Below are 13861 nucleotides of genomic sequence, written 5' to 3'. Positions count from 1 at the left end.
ATATTGAATGGACAGCGATTCATTAAAAGATTTTATACTACAACGGGTGCCTGAAGCGGAGATCGTACAAGGCACCCAGTATTTACAGGCGACCATTCCGTCCGAAAAAATCCGTGCAATACTTACTGAACTGAAATCGAATCCTCAAACCTCATTTGATTATCTGTTTTGCCAAACCGGTGTTGATTGGCCGCAACACATGGAAGTAGTCTACCACCTGAAATCCACTACACTGAATCACATGGTGGTTATCAAAGCCAAAATTAATTCGCGTGAAAATCCGGAGATTGACACCGTATGCGATCTGTATCGCACAGCCGAATTTCATGAACGTGAAATCTTTGACTTGTATGGAATCGTTTTCAAAAATCATCCAGACCTAAGAAGACTGCTATTAACTGATGACTGGGTTGGCTACCCCATGCGGAAAGATTACGTAGACCCTGTAAACATGATTGCTTACTGATGGAAGATGTAATCACCAAACCGCTTGAGTCGCAGGAGTACTTCATTAACATGGGTCCGCAGCACCCGTCTACACACGGAGTACTGCGCCTGGTGTTATCGTTGGATGGTGAGATTATCCGAAAAGTAGAACCTCACATCGGGTACATTCATCGCTCCATTGAAAAAATGTGTGAACACGACAGCTACCAGCAGATCGTGCACCTCACCGACCGGATGGATTACCTCTCGTGCCACATCAATAATGAGGCCGTTTGCCTGGCGGTTGAAATGGGTTTGCAACTGGAAGTACCCGAACGGGTAAAAGTTATTCGTACCATCATAGGCGAACTTACACGTTTGTCATCGCACCAACTCTGGTGGGGCGTTATGGGTATGGATTTAGGCGCCATCACCACTTTTCTATACGGCTTCCGTGATCGCGAAATGATCACCGATATTTTTGAAGAAACCTGTGGTGCCCGATTAACCATGAACTACAATGTTCCGGGTGGATTGATGTTCGACATCCATCCAAACTTTCAAAAGCGCACCAAAGATTTCATTGCACACTTCAAAAAGAAATTGCCGGAGTACGATGACCTGCTATCCCACAATGTAATCTTTCGTCAGCGTACCATGGGTATTGGCAAGCTTTCGAAAGAAGATGCGATTTCCTTTGGTGTAACCGGCCCATCCGGAAGAGCCTCCGGATTTTCATGTGATGTACGCAAGCATCATCCCTACAGCGCTTACGATAAAGTGCTGTTTAAAGAAATTCTTCGTACGGAAGGAGATTGCTTTGCGCGTTATCAATGCCGTATTGATGAGATGTGGGAGTCACTTTCCATCATTGAACAGCTAATCGACAACATACCTGAAGGACCATTTAAAGCACCTACCAAAGCAGTAATTAAATTACCAAAAGGTGAATTCTATCAGAAAGTGGAAACGGCTCGCGGTGAATTTGGCGTATACATCATCAGCGAAGGGCAAAAAAGTCCGTACCGGTTGAAGTTTCGCTCACCGGGCTTCAGTAATTTATCTGCATTGAATCACATGGCACAAGGTTGCAAAATTGCCGACCTCGTAGCCATCATGTCGACCATTGATTTAGTTATACCCGATATTGACCGATAGCATGAAGTGGCTCTACGACTTTTCCTACCTCACACGCGCCATCCACGAAGGATTATCAGCACGGTTTGAGCCGGGAACGGTGGTAATACTGGAAATGGTATTGGTGGGCATCACATTCATGTTGTTGTTTGCCATATTGGGGTTAGTGTTGGTGTATGCCGAACGAAAAGTAAGTGCCGTGATTCAACAACGCCTTGGTCCGATGCGTGTTGGAAAATGGGGAACAGCCCAGACGCTTGCTGATGTAATCAAACTTTTGCTTAAAGAACCGTTGATCAACAAAGACGCTGACAAGTTTTTGTTCAACCTTGCACCGTTTGTGATCATGATCGCTGCCTTTATGGCGATTGCTGCATTGCCTTTTGCCAAAGGCTTGCAAGCCATTGATTTTGACATTGGCATTCTCTATGTCGCAGCTGTTTCATCGTTGGGTGTAATTGGTATTTTATTGGCCGGATGGTCATCCAACAATAAATATTCATTGATTGGGGCGATGCGGGCAGGAGCGCAGATTATCAGTTATGAATTATCCGTAGCCCTTTCACTATTAACCATTGTAGTGCTTACGGGTAGTTTGCAATTCAGCACTATTGTAGAATCGCAGGCGGATGGTTGGTGGATATTTAAGGGTCACATTCCGGCTATGATTGCCTTTATCATTTTCCTGATTGCCAGCACAGCCGAAACCAATCGCGGACCGTTCGATTTGGCTGAAGCTGAATCGGAATTAACAGCCGGCTTTCACACTGAATACTCGGGACTGAAGTTTGCCTTTTTCTTCCTGGCTGAATTTGCGAACATGTTTATTGTGGCCGGCATCGGTGCCACGGTTTTCTTGGGCGGCTGGATGCCGTTTCATATTGGCAGTTGGGAAGGCTTTAATGCCATTATGGACTTTATTCCTCCGATTGTCTGGTTCTTTGGCAAAGTTGGCTTTATGATTTTTATGATGATGTGGTTCCGCTGGACATTCCCGCGCCTTCGCATCGATCAGTTATTGACGTTAGAGTGGAAATACCTGTTACCCATTAATTTGATGAACATTGTACTGATGGCGTTTTTGAGTTTGATGGGCTGGCATTTTTAGGAATAGACTTTAGATATAAGATATAAGTAGCAAGACACTGAATGAAAGGGATAGTAAACTATTTCAAAGAAATCTACTTCGGATTGAAGTCCTTAGTTACCGGCATGCGGGTAACAGGCCATTATTTTACCCACCCGAAAGAAATCATCACACAACAATATCCCGAAAACCGCGAAACGTTGAAAATGTTTGAACGTTTCCGCGGAGAAGTGGTGTTGCTGCACAACGAAAACAATGAACATCGGTGCACAGGATGCTCGGCTTGTGAAGTTGCATGCCCGAATGGTACCATTGAAATTATTCATAAGCGTGTAGATGTTGACGGAAGAAAAGTAAAAGCATTAGACACCTTCGTGTATCATTTACAAATGTGTACGATGTGTGGTTTATGCATACCCGCCTGCCCTACCGATGCCATTAAAATGGCCAACACGTTTGAACATGCTGTGTTCGATCGGTCAAAGCTTACGAAAGTATTGAATAATCCCGGATCAAAAATTATGGATGGAGTAAAATAATGGCAACCAGCGCAATCATATTCTACATTATTGCAGGAGTGATGATCATCTTCTCCCTACTCGCTGTTACCAGTCGTAGAATTTTGCGTGCTGCGGTTTACTTGCTGTTTGCATTAGCCGGAACAGCTGCATTGTACTTTATGATCGACTACCAGTTTCTGGCCGCAGTACAGTTGATTGTATATGCCGGTGGCATTGTGGTGCTGATTATCTTTTCCATTTTACTCACCACACACATCAACGAAAAACTGGAGAAACCAGCATGGGGTAAGGTTTTTATCACAGCCGTGTTGGTATTGGGCGGATTTGTACTTACAGTTTATGCACTTTCGAATCATACTTTTGAAGTCTCGCAAGCTCCTCAAGCTGAGGTAACCGTAAGTGTGATTGGCGAAAAGCTACTTGGCTATGGGGAAGGTGGTTATGTATTACCCTTCGAAGTAATCAGTATTTTATTATTGGCCGCGATGATCGGGGCCATTGTTATTGCCAAACGTAAAGCTTCTGAAAAATGATGGAGCATGTACCCATATCGCATGTATTGATGGTGACCAGCGCCATGTTCTTCATTGGAGCATACGGGTTTCTCACGCGAAGAAATTTGGTTACCATGCTAATTGGCGTAGAGCTGATGCTCAACGCAGTGAACATCAACTTTGTGATTTTTGACCGGTATCTATATCCCGATCAAATTGAGGGACATTTCTTTGCCTTGTTCATTATCGCCATAGCAGCTGCAGAAGCGGCTGTGGCCATTGCCATATTTATAAACTTATACCGGAACATTCGCTCCATTGATGTGGAGGAGGTAGATAAAATGAAATACTAAATTAATGAACCAACCCTTTGCGTTCTTTGCGTAATCACTGCGGCCTTTGCGAGAATACTTTTCACGCAAAGCTCGCTAAGAACACGCAAAGCATCGCAAAGTGAAATAGTGAAAAATGTCATACGTTTTACTGATCATAGCGTTACCATTCACAGCATTCGTGATAAACGGATTGCTGAGTGGTAAACTTCCGCATAGGTTAGCCGGTTGGCTGGCTACCGGGGCGATTGGTGTGGCAACGGTTCTGGCTTGGGTTACGGCATACTCCTATTTCTTTCAGTCTACTTCGTTTGAAAAAGTAATTCCATTTCAAATTACCTGGCTTCGCTTTACAGAAACACTTCAAATCGACATGGGGATTTTATTGGATCCCATTTCCGTGATGATGCTGGTAGTGATCACTACCGTTTCCTTCATGGTGTTTCTTTACAGTCTCGGTTACATGCATGGCGAAAAGGGATTTGTGCGTTATTACGCGTTCCTCTCTTTGTTTAGCTTTTCCATGCTCGGATTGGTTGTAGCAACTAACTTATTCCAACTGTATATGTTCTGGGAACTGGTAGGTGTATCTTCCTACCTGTTGATCGGCTATTATTACGATAAGCCCGAAGCAGTAGCGGCAGCTAAGAAAGCATTTATTGTTACGCGCTTTGCCGACTTTGGATTTCTCGTAGGCATCCTGTTGCTCTCGTATTATACAGGTACATTCGATTTCGCAGCAATTACCGATCCCAATCATGTGGCTTTTACCACCATGACGGGCAGTTCATTTCTTGGATTATCGGTTCTTACCTGGGCACTTCTGCTAATCTTTATGGGTGGTGCGGGTAAGTCGGCTATGTTTCCGTTGCACATCTGGTTACCCGATGCCATGGAAGGTCCGACACCGGTATCGGCATTGATTCACGCGGCCACCATGGTAGTTGCCGGTGTGTTCCTGGTAGCGCGCATGTTCCCGGTATTTAGTTTTCATGCCCCTGAAGCATTGGATGCAGTTGCCTTTATTGGTGCGTTCACCCTGTTGTTTGCGGCCATCATTGCCTGCACACAAACCGACATCAAACGAATACTCGCCTTCTCCACCATGTCGCAAATCGGTTACATGATGCTGGCACTTGGTGTCTCAGGTTACGCTGAATATGGATTAGGCTTTACCGCTTCCATGTTTCATTTGTTTACACATGCGTTCTTCAAGGCACTGCTTTTCCTGGGTGCGGGATCGATCATTCATGCCATTCACACAAACGACATTCGGGAAATGGGTAACCTGCGCAGGCACCAACCGATTACGCACATTTTATTCCTGATTGCTTGTCTGGCCATTGCAGGCATTCCTCCTTTTGCAGGATTCTTTAGTAAAGATGAGATTCTTACAGCCGCCTTGGATAGCAGTCCGGTTTACTTTGCCATTGCAGCATTCTCAGCAGGACTCACCGCTTTCTACATGTTCCGGTTGTACTTTCTGGTGTTTTGGAATCGCGAAACGGTTTATGATCACAAACCACATGAATCTTCTTTCATCATGTTGGCACCCATGATGGTATTGGCCGTTGGTTCGGTTGTTACCGGATTCATTCCTTTCGGGAAATTTGTTTCATTCAACAGTCAGCCCTTGCATGTTGAAATGAATCAAACCGTTGCCATTCTCTCTGTGGTGGTGGCAGCAACCGGAATATTGATCGCATGGGCGTTGTATAAAAAGGAGTCACCTTTATCAGAAAAAATTGCTACCGCTTTAAATGGATTATATCGTGTTGCCTTGAAGAAATTTTACATCGATGAACTCTACCTGTTCGTTACCAAAAAAATAATATTCAACCTGGTATCTAAACCCATTGCCTGGTTCGACCGGCAGGTGATTGATGCCTTTATGGATTTTACCGCTACCGCTACCAATAAAGTATCTGCTGAAATAAAAGGGTTGCAATCCGGACAACTGCAACACTACGCGTACATCTTTTTATCAGGAGTAATATTGATTGTATTGGTTATGTTATACGCTTATGCTTAACCCATGATACTGATCGCACTCATTGTCATACCTGCACTGACCGCTTTAGCGGTGATGTTTGCACGCAATGCCAGACAAGCGAAAAATTTCTCGGCTGTGGGCATGAGTAATCAGTTGATTACTTCTTTTTATCTGCTATTCATCTTTTTAAAAGAAAGAGCCGCTGGAAATACCGAAGCTATCTTGTTCGGAAACCGCTTTGAATGGTATCCTGCACTGAACATCAATTTTGACATCGGTGTGGATGGCATTTCTGTGGCCATGATTCTGCTCACCTCCATTGTGATTTTTACAGGAATCTTTGCCAGTTGGGAAGTAAAAGATCAATATAGGGAGTTTTTTGCTTCGCTGATTATCCTGGCAACCGGAGTTTTCGGTTTCTTCATCTCCCTCGATTTGTTTGTGATGTTTTTGTTCTTTGAGCTGGCTGTAATCCCCATGTACCTACTCATTGGCATTTGGGGCAGCGGCAAAAAAGAATACAGCGCCATGAAACTTACGCTTATGCTGATGGCCGGATCCGCGCTGCTGGTTGTGGGTATTCTTGGCATCTACTTTCACTCCGATGTAAATGGTGTACACAGCTTTAACATTCTTGAACTGACACAGCAACAATTCCCCATAGAAATGCAACGCATCTTCTTTCCCATCACCTTTATTGGGTTTGGGGTAATTGGCGCGTTGTTTCCGTTCCACACCTGGTCACCCGATGGACACAGCTCTGCCCCCACGGCCGTTTCGATGCTTCATGCAGGTGTGCTGATGAAGCTGGGTGGGTATGGCTGTTTGAAAGTAGCCATCGGCTTGATGCCCGAAGCAGCACATGAACTGGCCTGGATCTTTTTGATACTCACCTCCATCTCAGTGATCTATGGCGCGCTGGGTGTAATCGCGCAAAGCGATCTGAAATACATCAACGCGTATTCATCCGTAAGCCACTGCGGTTTGGTATTGTTTGCAGTACTCATGCTGAATGAGACTGCTGCCAATGGTGCGGTACTTCAAATGATTTCACACGGATTGATGACCGCCCTCTTCTTTGCTTTGATCGGCATGTTGTACTCACGCACGCACACGCGCATTGTACATGAAATGGGTGGATTGATGAAAGTGTTGCCGTTTCTTTCGGTGTGTTATGTAATTGCCGGTCTGGCTTCGTTGGGCTTGCCGGGTTTAAGTGGCTTTGTGGCTGAGATGACGATTTTCGTAGGAGCCTTTCAACATCCGGATATGTTTCATCGGGTGATTACCATTATGGCGATTTCATCCATTGTAGTAACAGCCGTTTATATTTTGCGTGTTGTAGGCAGTTTGTTGATGGGCCCGATTAAGAAAGAAGCATATCAACATCTTGAGCCAGCCAAATGGCATGAGAAGCTGGCTACGGTAACGTTGATTGTGGCGATAGTAATAATTGGTATTGCGCCTCTGTGGCTTTCGGATATGATTATGGGAAGCTTGGGGGCGATATTAGATTGAAGATTGAAGATTTAAGATTTAGATTCGCGAAATCTGAAATCATAAATCATCATTCATAAATCTTAAATCGAAAAATATGAGTCTTGATGAACTCATGATTATGCGACACGAGTGGGCCCTGGTAGCAGTGGCCCTTATCCTGCTGATTGCAGAAATCGGGATGGCTGAAAACCGTAAACAAAACATCAAGCTGTTTACCTGCGTGCTGATGGCTTTGGTAACCGTTATCGGATTTCTGCCCGCTGAAACCGGCACGGTGTTCGGAAACATGTATGTTACTGATCCGCTTCGTATACTCATGAAAAACATCCTGAACATAGGTGTGCTGATTATTTTTTTACAAAGCTTCAGTTGGTTAAATCAACCCAACTACCAGGATAGAGTAACCGAGTTTTATTTATTGATGCTCTCCAGTCTGATTGGCGTTAGCTACATGATCTCCTCCGGACATTTTCTTATGTTCTATCTCGGGCTGGAACTCACCACCATTCCGATTGCCGCTTTGGCTGCTTACGAACAATTCAAAAGTAAATCCGCTGAAGCGGGTATAAAACTTATTCTGTCCTCTGCTTTTTCATCAGCCATCTTGCTGTTTGGCATCTCCGTACTTTTTGCCGCTAATGGCAACCTGTATTTTAATGCGTTCGAAAGCGGTGATTCCATGATCAACGTGCTGGGCTTCATCTTTTTCTTTTCGGGCCTCGCATTCAAAATCAGCATTGTTCCCTTCCACTTATGGACAGCTGATGTGTACGAAGGCAGCCCAACCAGTGTTACTTCATACTTGTCCGTTATATCAAAAGGCTCCGCTGTTTTCATTTTGGTTATTGTGCTCACCACGCTGTTCCGCGTTATTCAACCCATGTGGCAGGAAGTACTGTATGCCACCTCCATACTTACCATGACCATCGGTAACCTGTTTGCCATTCGCCAGCAAAACTTAAAACGCTTTTTGGCCTTTTCTTCCATTGCACAAGCCGGGTTTATTATGCTGGGCATTGTTGGCGGCACAACCTTGGGCATGGCTACCGTCATCTATTTTGTATTGGTATACGTATTTTCCAACCTGGCTGCGTTTGGTGTGGTACAGGCGGTGGAGCAGGCCTCAGGAAAAATTAAAATTGACGATTACAACGGATTCTATAAAACCAACCCACGGCTTAGCCTGGTAATGATGCTGGCCTTGTTTTCACTGGCGGGTATTCCACCCCTGGCAGGTTTCTTTGGAAAATTCTTTCTGTTTACTGCGGTAGCTGAAAGCGGGTTCTATGTATTGCTCGGAGTTGCCGTGCTCAACACAGTAATCTCTCTATACTATTACCTGCTGGTGGTTAAGGCGATGTTCATCAACAACAGCGATACGCCCGTGACGGCATTTACCAGTGATATGGCGATGCGCATTTCCTTAGTAGCGTGTTCCGTGGGTATATTGATTATTGGATTTTATAGTCCGGTGTTTGAATACATTAAGAATCTTTGTGTGATCGGGAATTAATAAGACGAATAAACAGGAATAACCAGAAAAATGCCGCTCGATAAATTTCAACATCCAACAAAAGAAATAGATGGAAAAACGTTTCGCATCATTGAGGCGAACGTTTCAAAAAACCGCGCGGACTTTCTGCAACAATTGCTACTCCACAATAAACTTGAAATCATTGTTGAAACGGATCCACCCAAAGAAGGCAGCGAACAAACCTATACCCTCATTACACCTGACGTTACCTTTAATCCCATAGTAAAAGTGTACAATCGCGAACTGCGCACGTTAGACGGTCACCGCGTTACACCCGACATCTGGAACCAGCTTACCAATAAGCCCGAGCCGAATTATTGGGATTTGGGGAAGAAGTGAGTGAGATTTTATATATTCGTGAGTTGACATAAATCCTCATCGTCACTTCAAAAGATTGCTGAAGAAGTTCTCCGAGCAAACGTTGTATACCAAATGGAAAAGAAGGTAGATTCAACTGATAATAAAAGAAAAGGTCTAGGACATGATATTCTAATGTTTCTTTTTGGACCACTAGCGTTTTTAGTACTAGTTAGATTCACAGGCTACCAGATATTCTATCATGGTGACCCAACTGACAAAGAGAGAAAGCGAGTAGTGTTTCTATTATCATCTGGAGCTCTTTTCTACTTATTGATCATAATTCTTGTTGCATTGACAATTGAATAGCTGATCATAATTCCGAGAGTGTCACTACAACAGTCTTAATGGCCAGATGTAAAGGGCAAAATCCGACAAGCCTGAAATTTAAAGCAAATAGGAGTTTCTCCTATTTTTGCAAAATTTTTGGTAACTTCGTAGAGGCACTTAAACGCCATGTTCAACCTGAACCGAAACAACTATTATGACAGGAGAACATTTAAAATTACTGGTCTCCACCATTCAACAACTTTCCCTCATTCGGGATCTGGATTCCGTTATTGAGATCGTTCAACGGACTGCCCGGAAATTAACAGGGGCAGAAGGAGCCACATTTGTTTTAAAAGATAAAGACTATTGCTTCTACGCCAACGAAGATGCCATTGCCCCGTTGTGGAAAGGGCAGCGCTTTCCACTTGAGCATTGCGTAAGCGGATGGGCCATGCTTAACCGTGCCAGTGTAGTGATTAAAGACATCTACGCTGACCCGCGTGTTCCTTCCGAAGCCTACTCACCCACCTTTGTGAAGAGCCTGGTGATCGTACCCATACGGATTATGAATCCCGTTGGTGCCATCGGCAACTATTGGGCATATGAGCATGAATGCACAAAAGAGGAAGTGGAGTTGTTACAAGCACTTGCCGATATTACTTCGGTATCCATGGAGAACATTAATGTATACAACGAACTTGAGCAACGTGTCAAGCAAAGAACCGCGGAATTGGAATTTCTGAACCAGGAACTGGAAGCTTTTTCATATTCCGTATCGCATGACCTACAATCCCCCCTTCGCTCCATTAACTCGTTGATTCGACTGGTTTCGGAAAATGCAAACGAAAAACTAGCAGATGGTGAATTAAAAATGCTACAGGCTGCCCGCACAAGCGCTGTTCGTATGAGCGCATTGGTGGATGACTTATTGGCTTTTTCCAAGCTCGATAAAAAAGCAATCTCCAAAACGCGTATCGACATGAATGCCTTAGCAAAATCGGTTGTCAGCGATATTGAAAGCGACCTGGATACAAAGGCCACCATTTTAATTCATCCTTTGCACGAAATTGAGGCAGATTACGGCCTGATGAAACAGGTTATGTATAATCTCATTGCAAATGCTGTTAAGTATTCCTCCAAAGTTCAACATCCGTATATTGAAGTATCTTCAAAAGAAGAAGGCAATGAAATAATTTTCGCTGTTCGTGATAACGGTATAGGATTCGATATGAAATATGCCAAAAAACTTTTTATTGCTTTTCAGCGATTACATAACCAAAGTGAGTTTGAAGGAAATGGCATAGGGCTAGCCACGGTAAGCCGGATCGTACACCGCCACGGTGGCAAAATATGGGCTGAAGCAAAGAAAAATGAAGGAGCTACTTTTTATTTTTCTCTAAGTAATTTGCCGGAAACTATTTCCAGTCAGGTTGAAAGGGCTATCTGATTGCGAAGCGCTTAACTGCTACCCCATTGAATGTAGGGCTACCCTGTTTCCTTCACTGTCGATGAATACGCCCATGTATCCATACTCAGGTGTGATCTGGGTTTTCGGCATGAAGATTTTGCCTCCGGCACCTTCCACTTTTGAAAGTACCTCCTGCAAATCAGGGCTTGCATTGAGGTACACCGTTGTACCTTGTTGTGATGGATGATAAAAATCTTTATGCATACACAGGGCTCCGCCTATCGTTCCGTCTTCGGTAGGAAACATGGCCATTTTCAAATCACCTGCCATGGTGATCTCTGTCAGCTCGATACCAAAAATGGTTTCGTGAAATTTCCTGGCACGATTAAGATCAGTTGCCGGTATTTCAAACCAGCTTACCGCGTTGTTAAGTTTTTTCATGGTTGATTTCGGGTTACGATTCAATTCAATTTACGAAGATCAGATTACTTCCAGGCCGCAATGATTACGCCCATTACGGTAAGCGCCACTACGCTGTACCCGGCATTGATCAAAAATAGTTTGAATGATTTACGTTCAAACAAATAATGTGTTCCTACAAAAGTGGCCACCCAGCCAAAGCCGGCCAAAAAACCCCACAACGCACCCATGGTTGGGTCGCTTTCGGGTCCCATAAACATGGCCAGATTAATGGCTGCTATTAATCCCAGAAAAAAGGCGAGGCCAAAAATTTTTGCCATGTTCCCTTTCTTTAGATCATCTTCAGTAAATCCGTTTTCCTTCATCCAGGCTTTACCAAAAACAGCGGGCGAATACCACAATCCTCCGATTAAGAACGTTGATAAAGCGGCCACCAGAATAGCCCAGTAATTCAAATCCATATTTTCCATATACAAAAGGGTTGGTTGAAATGATTACGGAATTTGTCACCTTTATCCTTGTGAAACCTGATACACTTACCGAACCGGAAAAAATTGCGCCTGAACCGGAAAAACCTGAAGAAGTTCAGCTCAATGACACCACCATTCGTTTGGTAGGCATACCTTTTTTTGGAATTGTAATCCCCAACATTACCGGAGTGTTTGGCCACTTAACCCTTCACGATGTTGCCTATTGGCTGGGCTACCCTTACTTCATTCTGCTAGCCGGGTTAGTATGGCAAGGCAACCGTTACCTGATGTTTCGTACGCGACAACGGTTTACGTGGTTTGATAAACCCATCGAAAAACTGATTCTGTTATTTGTCAACAACATCTTCTATACCACTCCGCTCACCATCGCCTGGTTGTGTTTGTGGTACCGATGGGCAGGTTTCGATGCGATAAACTGGAATACAATTTTAATTGTAGCCTTGCTCATAGTGATTACCGTGTTGTTTATCACCCACGTGTATGAAACCGTATTTATGGTAAAAGAACAGCAACACGAGCAAACGAAAAATGCACTGTTAAAACAAGCCAAGGCTGAGGCGGAGTTACAGGCTTTAAAAAATCAAATCGATCCGCACTTCATGTTCAATGCCTTGAACAGTCTTTCGCACCTGATCACTACCGATTCGCAAAAGGCTCTTCAATTCACGGAGAACCTGGCCGATATTTACCGGTATATCCTCAGCCAGAAAGATCAGAGCCTTGTATTGCTGGAAGATGAACTCACTTTCGTGGAAAAATATACCGAATTGCTAACGCTTCGCTTCGGCCATGCGTTAAATATTCAAAAGCAATTTAATGGTTCAACGGAAAAAGAATTTCTCATTCCGCCCATTTCCGCTTTTATCGCAATGGAGAATATTGTGAAGCACAACGAAATTTCGGAACAAGAGCCCCTGGAGGTGAGCTTGAAACTAGAGGGCACAAAAATGGTAGTTCAAAATGCCTTGCGGGAGAAAAAAAGTATCCGTCACTCATCCAAAATCGGGTTGCAAAACCTGGATGAACGCTTTAAAATTCTTACCGGAAAAACGATAACCGTAAGCAAAACAGAAAAATTCTTTTCCATTTCCCTGCCCCTGGTTAAGCTAACCTGACTTGTGATGCGCATATTGATTATTGAAGACGAAAAACTGGCTCGCGAAAAACTGGAAGAAATGATCGGTCGGTTGGTTCCGGATGCTGAGATCATTGGTCGGCTTGAAAGCGTAAAAGGTTCCATACATTGGTTAACCACAAACCCACATCCAGATTTAGCTTTTGTCGACATTCAGCTTTCGGATGATCACTCATTTGAGATTTTCAAAACATGCGTTGTTGAATTTCCGGTAATCTTCACCACCGCGTACGACAAATACCTGTTGGATTCATTTGAGTATAACTCCATTGATTACCTGCTCAAGCCCATTACCGATAGCAAACTGAAACGAGCCATCGAAAAAGTAAAGCGGTTTGAGCATCATTTTGCAGGTCAAGCATTGAAACTAGCCACCTTTACCCCTACTTCCGCCACCATTCAACGTCTGGTGGTAAAGAAAGGGACCGAATTCATTACACTCGAAATACCTGATATCGCCTACTTTTATACAGAACATAAAGTAGCCTTTGCCCGCGATAAGGAAGGCAGGCGTTTTATTGTTGACATGACCTTAAGCGAACTTGAATCGAAACTGGATAGGCAGGTATTCTTTCGCATTAACCGAAAGTACATCAGCAGCCGGGAAGCCATAGAACGGTTTAAACCCGAAAGTGGTAAGATTAAGATATTTCTTCAGCCTGCCATGAATGAAGACATCTTCGTGAGTAAGGAGACCGCTCCGGAGTTTAGAAAGTGGATTGGTAAAGTGTGATGCCGATAAATCCTGATAACTGT

General features: G+C 43.9%; 15 protein-coding genes. 13 read left to right on the top strand and 2 right to left on the bottom strand.

Annotated elements, in window-relative coordinates; all coding sequences use genetic code 11:
• Window positions 1-7 precede the first annotated feature (7 nt).
• The 11 genes from QY309_04200 (at window position 8) to QY309_04150 (ending at window position 11098) form a co-directional block, all read left to right on the top strand.
• Complete coding sequence (locus QY309_04200; GenBank protein ID WKZ60682.1) at window positions 8-466, top strand: NADH-quinone oxidoreductase subunit C; 459 nt, start codon at window positions 8-10, stop codon at window positions 464-466.
• Entirely contained in the window at window positions 466-1584 is a 1119-nt protein-coding gene (locus QY309_04195; protein ID WKZ60681.1) for an NADH-quinone oxidoreductase subunit D, read from the top strand. The genes QY309_04200 and QY309_04195 overlap by 1 nt, the downstream gene beginning before the upstream one ends.
• Before the next feature lies 1 nt (window position 1585).
• The gene (nuoH, locus tag QY309_04190; GenBank protein WKZ60680.1) at window positions 1586-2671 is read left to right on the top strand and encodes an NADH-quinone oxidoreductase subunit NuoH; all 1086 of its coding nucleotides are present in this window, start codon (window positions 1586-1588) and stop codon (window positions 2669-2671) included.
• A 41-nt stretch (window positions 2672-2712) separates the two neighbouring features.
• Window positions 2713-3189: a 4Fe-4S binding protein gene (locus QY309_04185; GenBank protein ID WKZ60679.1), complete on the top strand. Its 477-nt coding sequence runs from the start codon at window positions 2713-2715 to the stop codon at window positions 3187-3189.
• Complete coding sequence (locus QY309_04180; GenBank protein WKZ60678.1) at window positions 3189-3704, top strand: NADH-quinone oxidoreductase subunit J; 516 nt, start codon at window positions 3189-3191, stop codon at window positions 3702-3704. Before QY309_04185 ends, QY309_04180 begins: the two co-directional genes overlap by 1 nt.
• The gene (gene nuoK / locus QY309_04175) at window positions 3701-4018 is read left to right on the top strand and encodes an NADH-quinone oxidoreductase subunit NuoK (GenBank protein ID WKZ60677.1); all 318 of its coding nucleotides are present in this window, start codon (window positions 3701-3703) and stop codon (window positions 4016-4018) included. The genes QY309_04180 and nuoK overlap by 4 nt, the downstream gene beginning before the upstream one ends.
• A gap of 115 nt (window positions 4019-4133) precedes the next feature.
• Window positions 4134-6029 (top strand): NADH-quinone oxidoreductase subunit L, encoded by a 1896-nt coding sequence (gene nuoL / locus QY309_04170; protein WKZ60676.1) that lies wholly within the window; start codon window positions 4134-4136, stop codon window positions 6027-6029.
• A 3-nt stretch (window positions 6030-6032) separates the two neighbouring features.
• On the top strand, window positions 6033-7508 hold the full coding sequence (locus tag QY309_04165) for an NADH-quinone oxidoreductase subunit M (GenBank protein WKZ60675.1): 1476 nt from the start codon (window positions 6033-6035) through the stop codon (window positions 7506-7508).
• 76 nt (window positions 7509-7584) lie between these two features.
• Window positions 7585-9003 carry an NADH-quinone oxidoreductase subunit N gene (locus QY309_04160; GenBank protein WKZ60674.1) on the top strand — a complete coding sequence of 473 codons (1419 nt, stop codon included), beginning with the start codon at window positions 7585-7587 and terminating at the stop codon, window positions 9001-9003.
• A gap of 30 nt (window positions 9004-9033) precedes the next feature.
• Window positions 9034-9363: a hypothetical protein gene (locus QY309_04155; protein WKZ60673.1), complete on the top strand. Its 330-nt coding sequence runs from the start codon at window positions 9034-9036 to the stop codon at window positions 9361-9363.
• A 502-nt stretch (window positions 9364-9865) separates the two neighbouring features.
• Window positions 9866-11098 (top strand): ATP-binding protein, encoded by a 1233-nt coding sequence (locus tag QY309_04150; protein WKZ60672.1) that lies wholly within the window; start codon window positions 9866-9868, stop codon window positions 11096-11098.
• Between the two features lie 18 nt (window positions 11099-11116).
• Here QY309_04150 and QY309_04145 read toward each other — a convergent pair whose 3' ends face one another.
• Together QY309_04145 and QY309_04140 are read right to left on the bottom strand one after the other, a co-directional pair.
• Window positions 11117-11500, bottom strand: coding sequence for a VOC family protein (locus tag QY309_04145; GenBank protein ID WKZ60671.1), 384 nt, complete (start codon window positions 11498-11500; stop codon window positions 11117-11119).
• 44 nt (window positions 11501-11544) lie between these two features.
• Window positions 11545-11949, bottom strand: coding sequence for a DUF1761 domain-containing protein (locus QY309_04140; protein ID WKZ60670.1), 405 nt, complete (start codon window positions 11947-11949; stop codon window positions 11545-11547).
• Between the two features lie 50 nt (window positions 11950-11999).
• On the opposite strand from QY309_04140, the gene QY309_04135 reads away from it, so the two are divergent.
• Window positions 12000-13085, top strand: a complete 1086-nt coding sequence (locus tag QY309_04135) for a histidine kinase (protein WKZ60669.1) — start codon at window positions 12000-12002, stop codon at window positions 13083-13085.
• Window positions 13086-13091: 6 nt separating this feature from the next.
• Window positions 13092-13838 carry a LytTR family DNA-binding domain-containing protein gene (locus QY309_04130; protein ID WKZ60668.1) on the top strand — a complete coding sequence of 249 codons (747 nt, stop codon included), beginning with the start codon at window positions 13092-13094 and terminating at the stop codon, window positions 13836-13838.
• Window positions 13839-13861 lie beyond the last annotated feature (23 nt).

This window comes from Cyclobacteriaceae bacterium (assembly GCA_030584025.1).
Classification (GTDB): domain Bacteria; phylum Bacteroidota; class Bacteroidia; order Cytophagales; family Cyclobacteriaceae; genus UBA2336.
This window is presented reverse-complemented; position numbering and strand designations above follow the sequence as displayed.

Bases quoted from the DNA above. Each gene is read 5' to 3' on its own strand.
- QY309_04200 (WKZ60682.1), top strand. From the start codon at position 8: ATGGACAGCGATTCATTAAAAGATTTTATACTACAACGGGTGCCTGAA.
- QY309_04150 (WKZ60672.1), top strand. From the start codon at position 9,866: ATGACAGGAGAACATTTAAAATTACTGGTCTCCACCATTCAACAACTT.
- nuoK (WKZ60677.1), top strand. From the start codon at position 3,701: ATGATGGAGCATGTACCCATATCGCATGTATTGATGGTGACCAGCGCC.
- QY309_04140 (WKZ60670.1), bottom strand. From the start codon at position 11,949: ATGGAAAATATGGATTTGAATTACTGGGCTATTCTGGTGGCCGCTTTA.
- QY309_04130 (WKZ60668.1), top strand. From the start codon at position 13,092: ATGCGCATATTGATTATTGAAGACGAAAAACTGGCTCGCGAAAAACTG.
- QY309_04180 (WKZ60678.1), top strand. From the start codon at position 3,189: ATGGCAACCAGCGCAATCATATTCTACATTATTGCAGGAGTGATGATC.
- QY309_04155 (WKZ60673.1), top strand. From the start codon at position 9,034: ATGCCGCTCGATAAATTTCAACATCCAACAAAAGAAATAGATGGAAAA.
- QY309_04160 (WKZ60674.1), top strand. From the start codon at position 7,585: ATGAGTCTTGATGAACTCATGATTATGCGACACGAGTGGGCCCTGGTA.
- QY309_04195 (WKZ60681.1), top strand. From the start codon at position 466: ATGGAAGATGTAATCACCAAACCGCTTGAGTCGCAGGAGTACTTCATT.
- nuoL (WKZ60676.1), top strand. From the start codon at position 4,134: ATGTCATACGTTTTACTGATCATAGCGTTACCATTCACAGCATTCGTG.
- QY309_04145 (WKZ60671.1), bottom strand. From the start codon at position 11,500: ATGAAAAAACTTAACAACGCGGTAAGCTGGTTTGAAATACCGGCAACT.
- nuoH (WKZ60680.1), top strand. From the start codon at position 1,586: ATGAAGTGGCTCTACGACTTTTCCTACCTCACACGCGCCATCCACGAA.
- QY309_04185 (WKZ60679.1), top strand. From the start codon at position 2,713: ATGAAAGGGATAGTAAACTATTTCAAAGAAATCTACTTCGGATTGAAG.
- QY309_04165 (WKZ60675.1), top strand. From the start codon at position 6,033: ATGATACTGATCGCACTCATTGTCATACCTGCACTGACCGCTTTAGCG.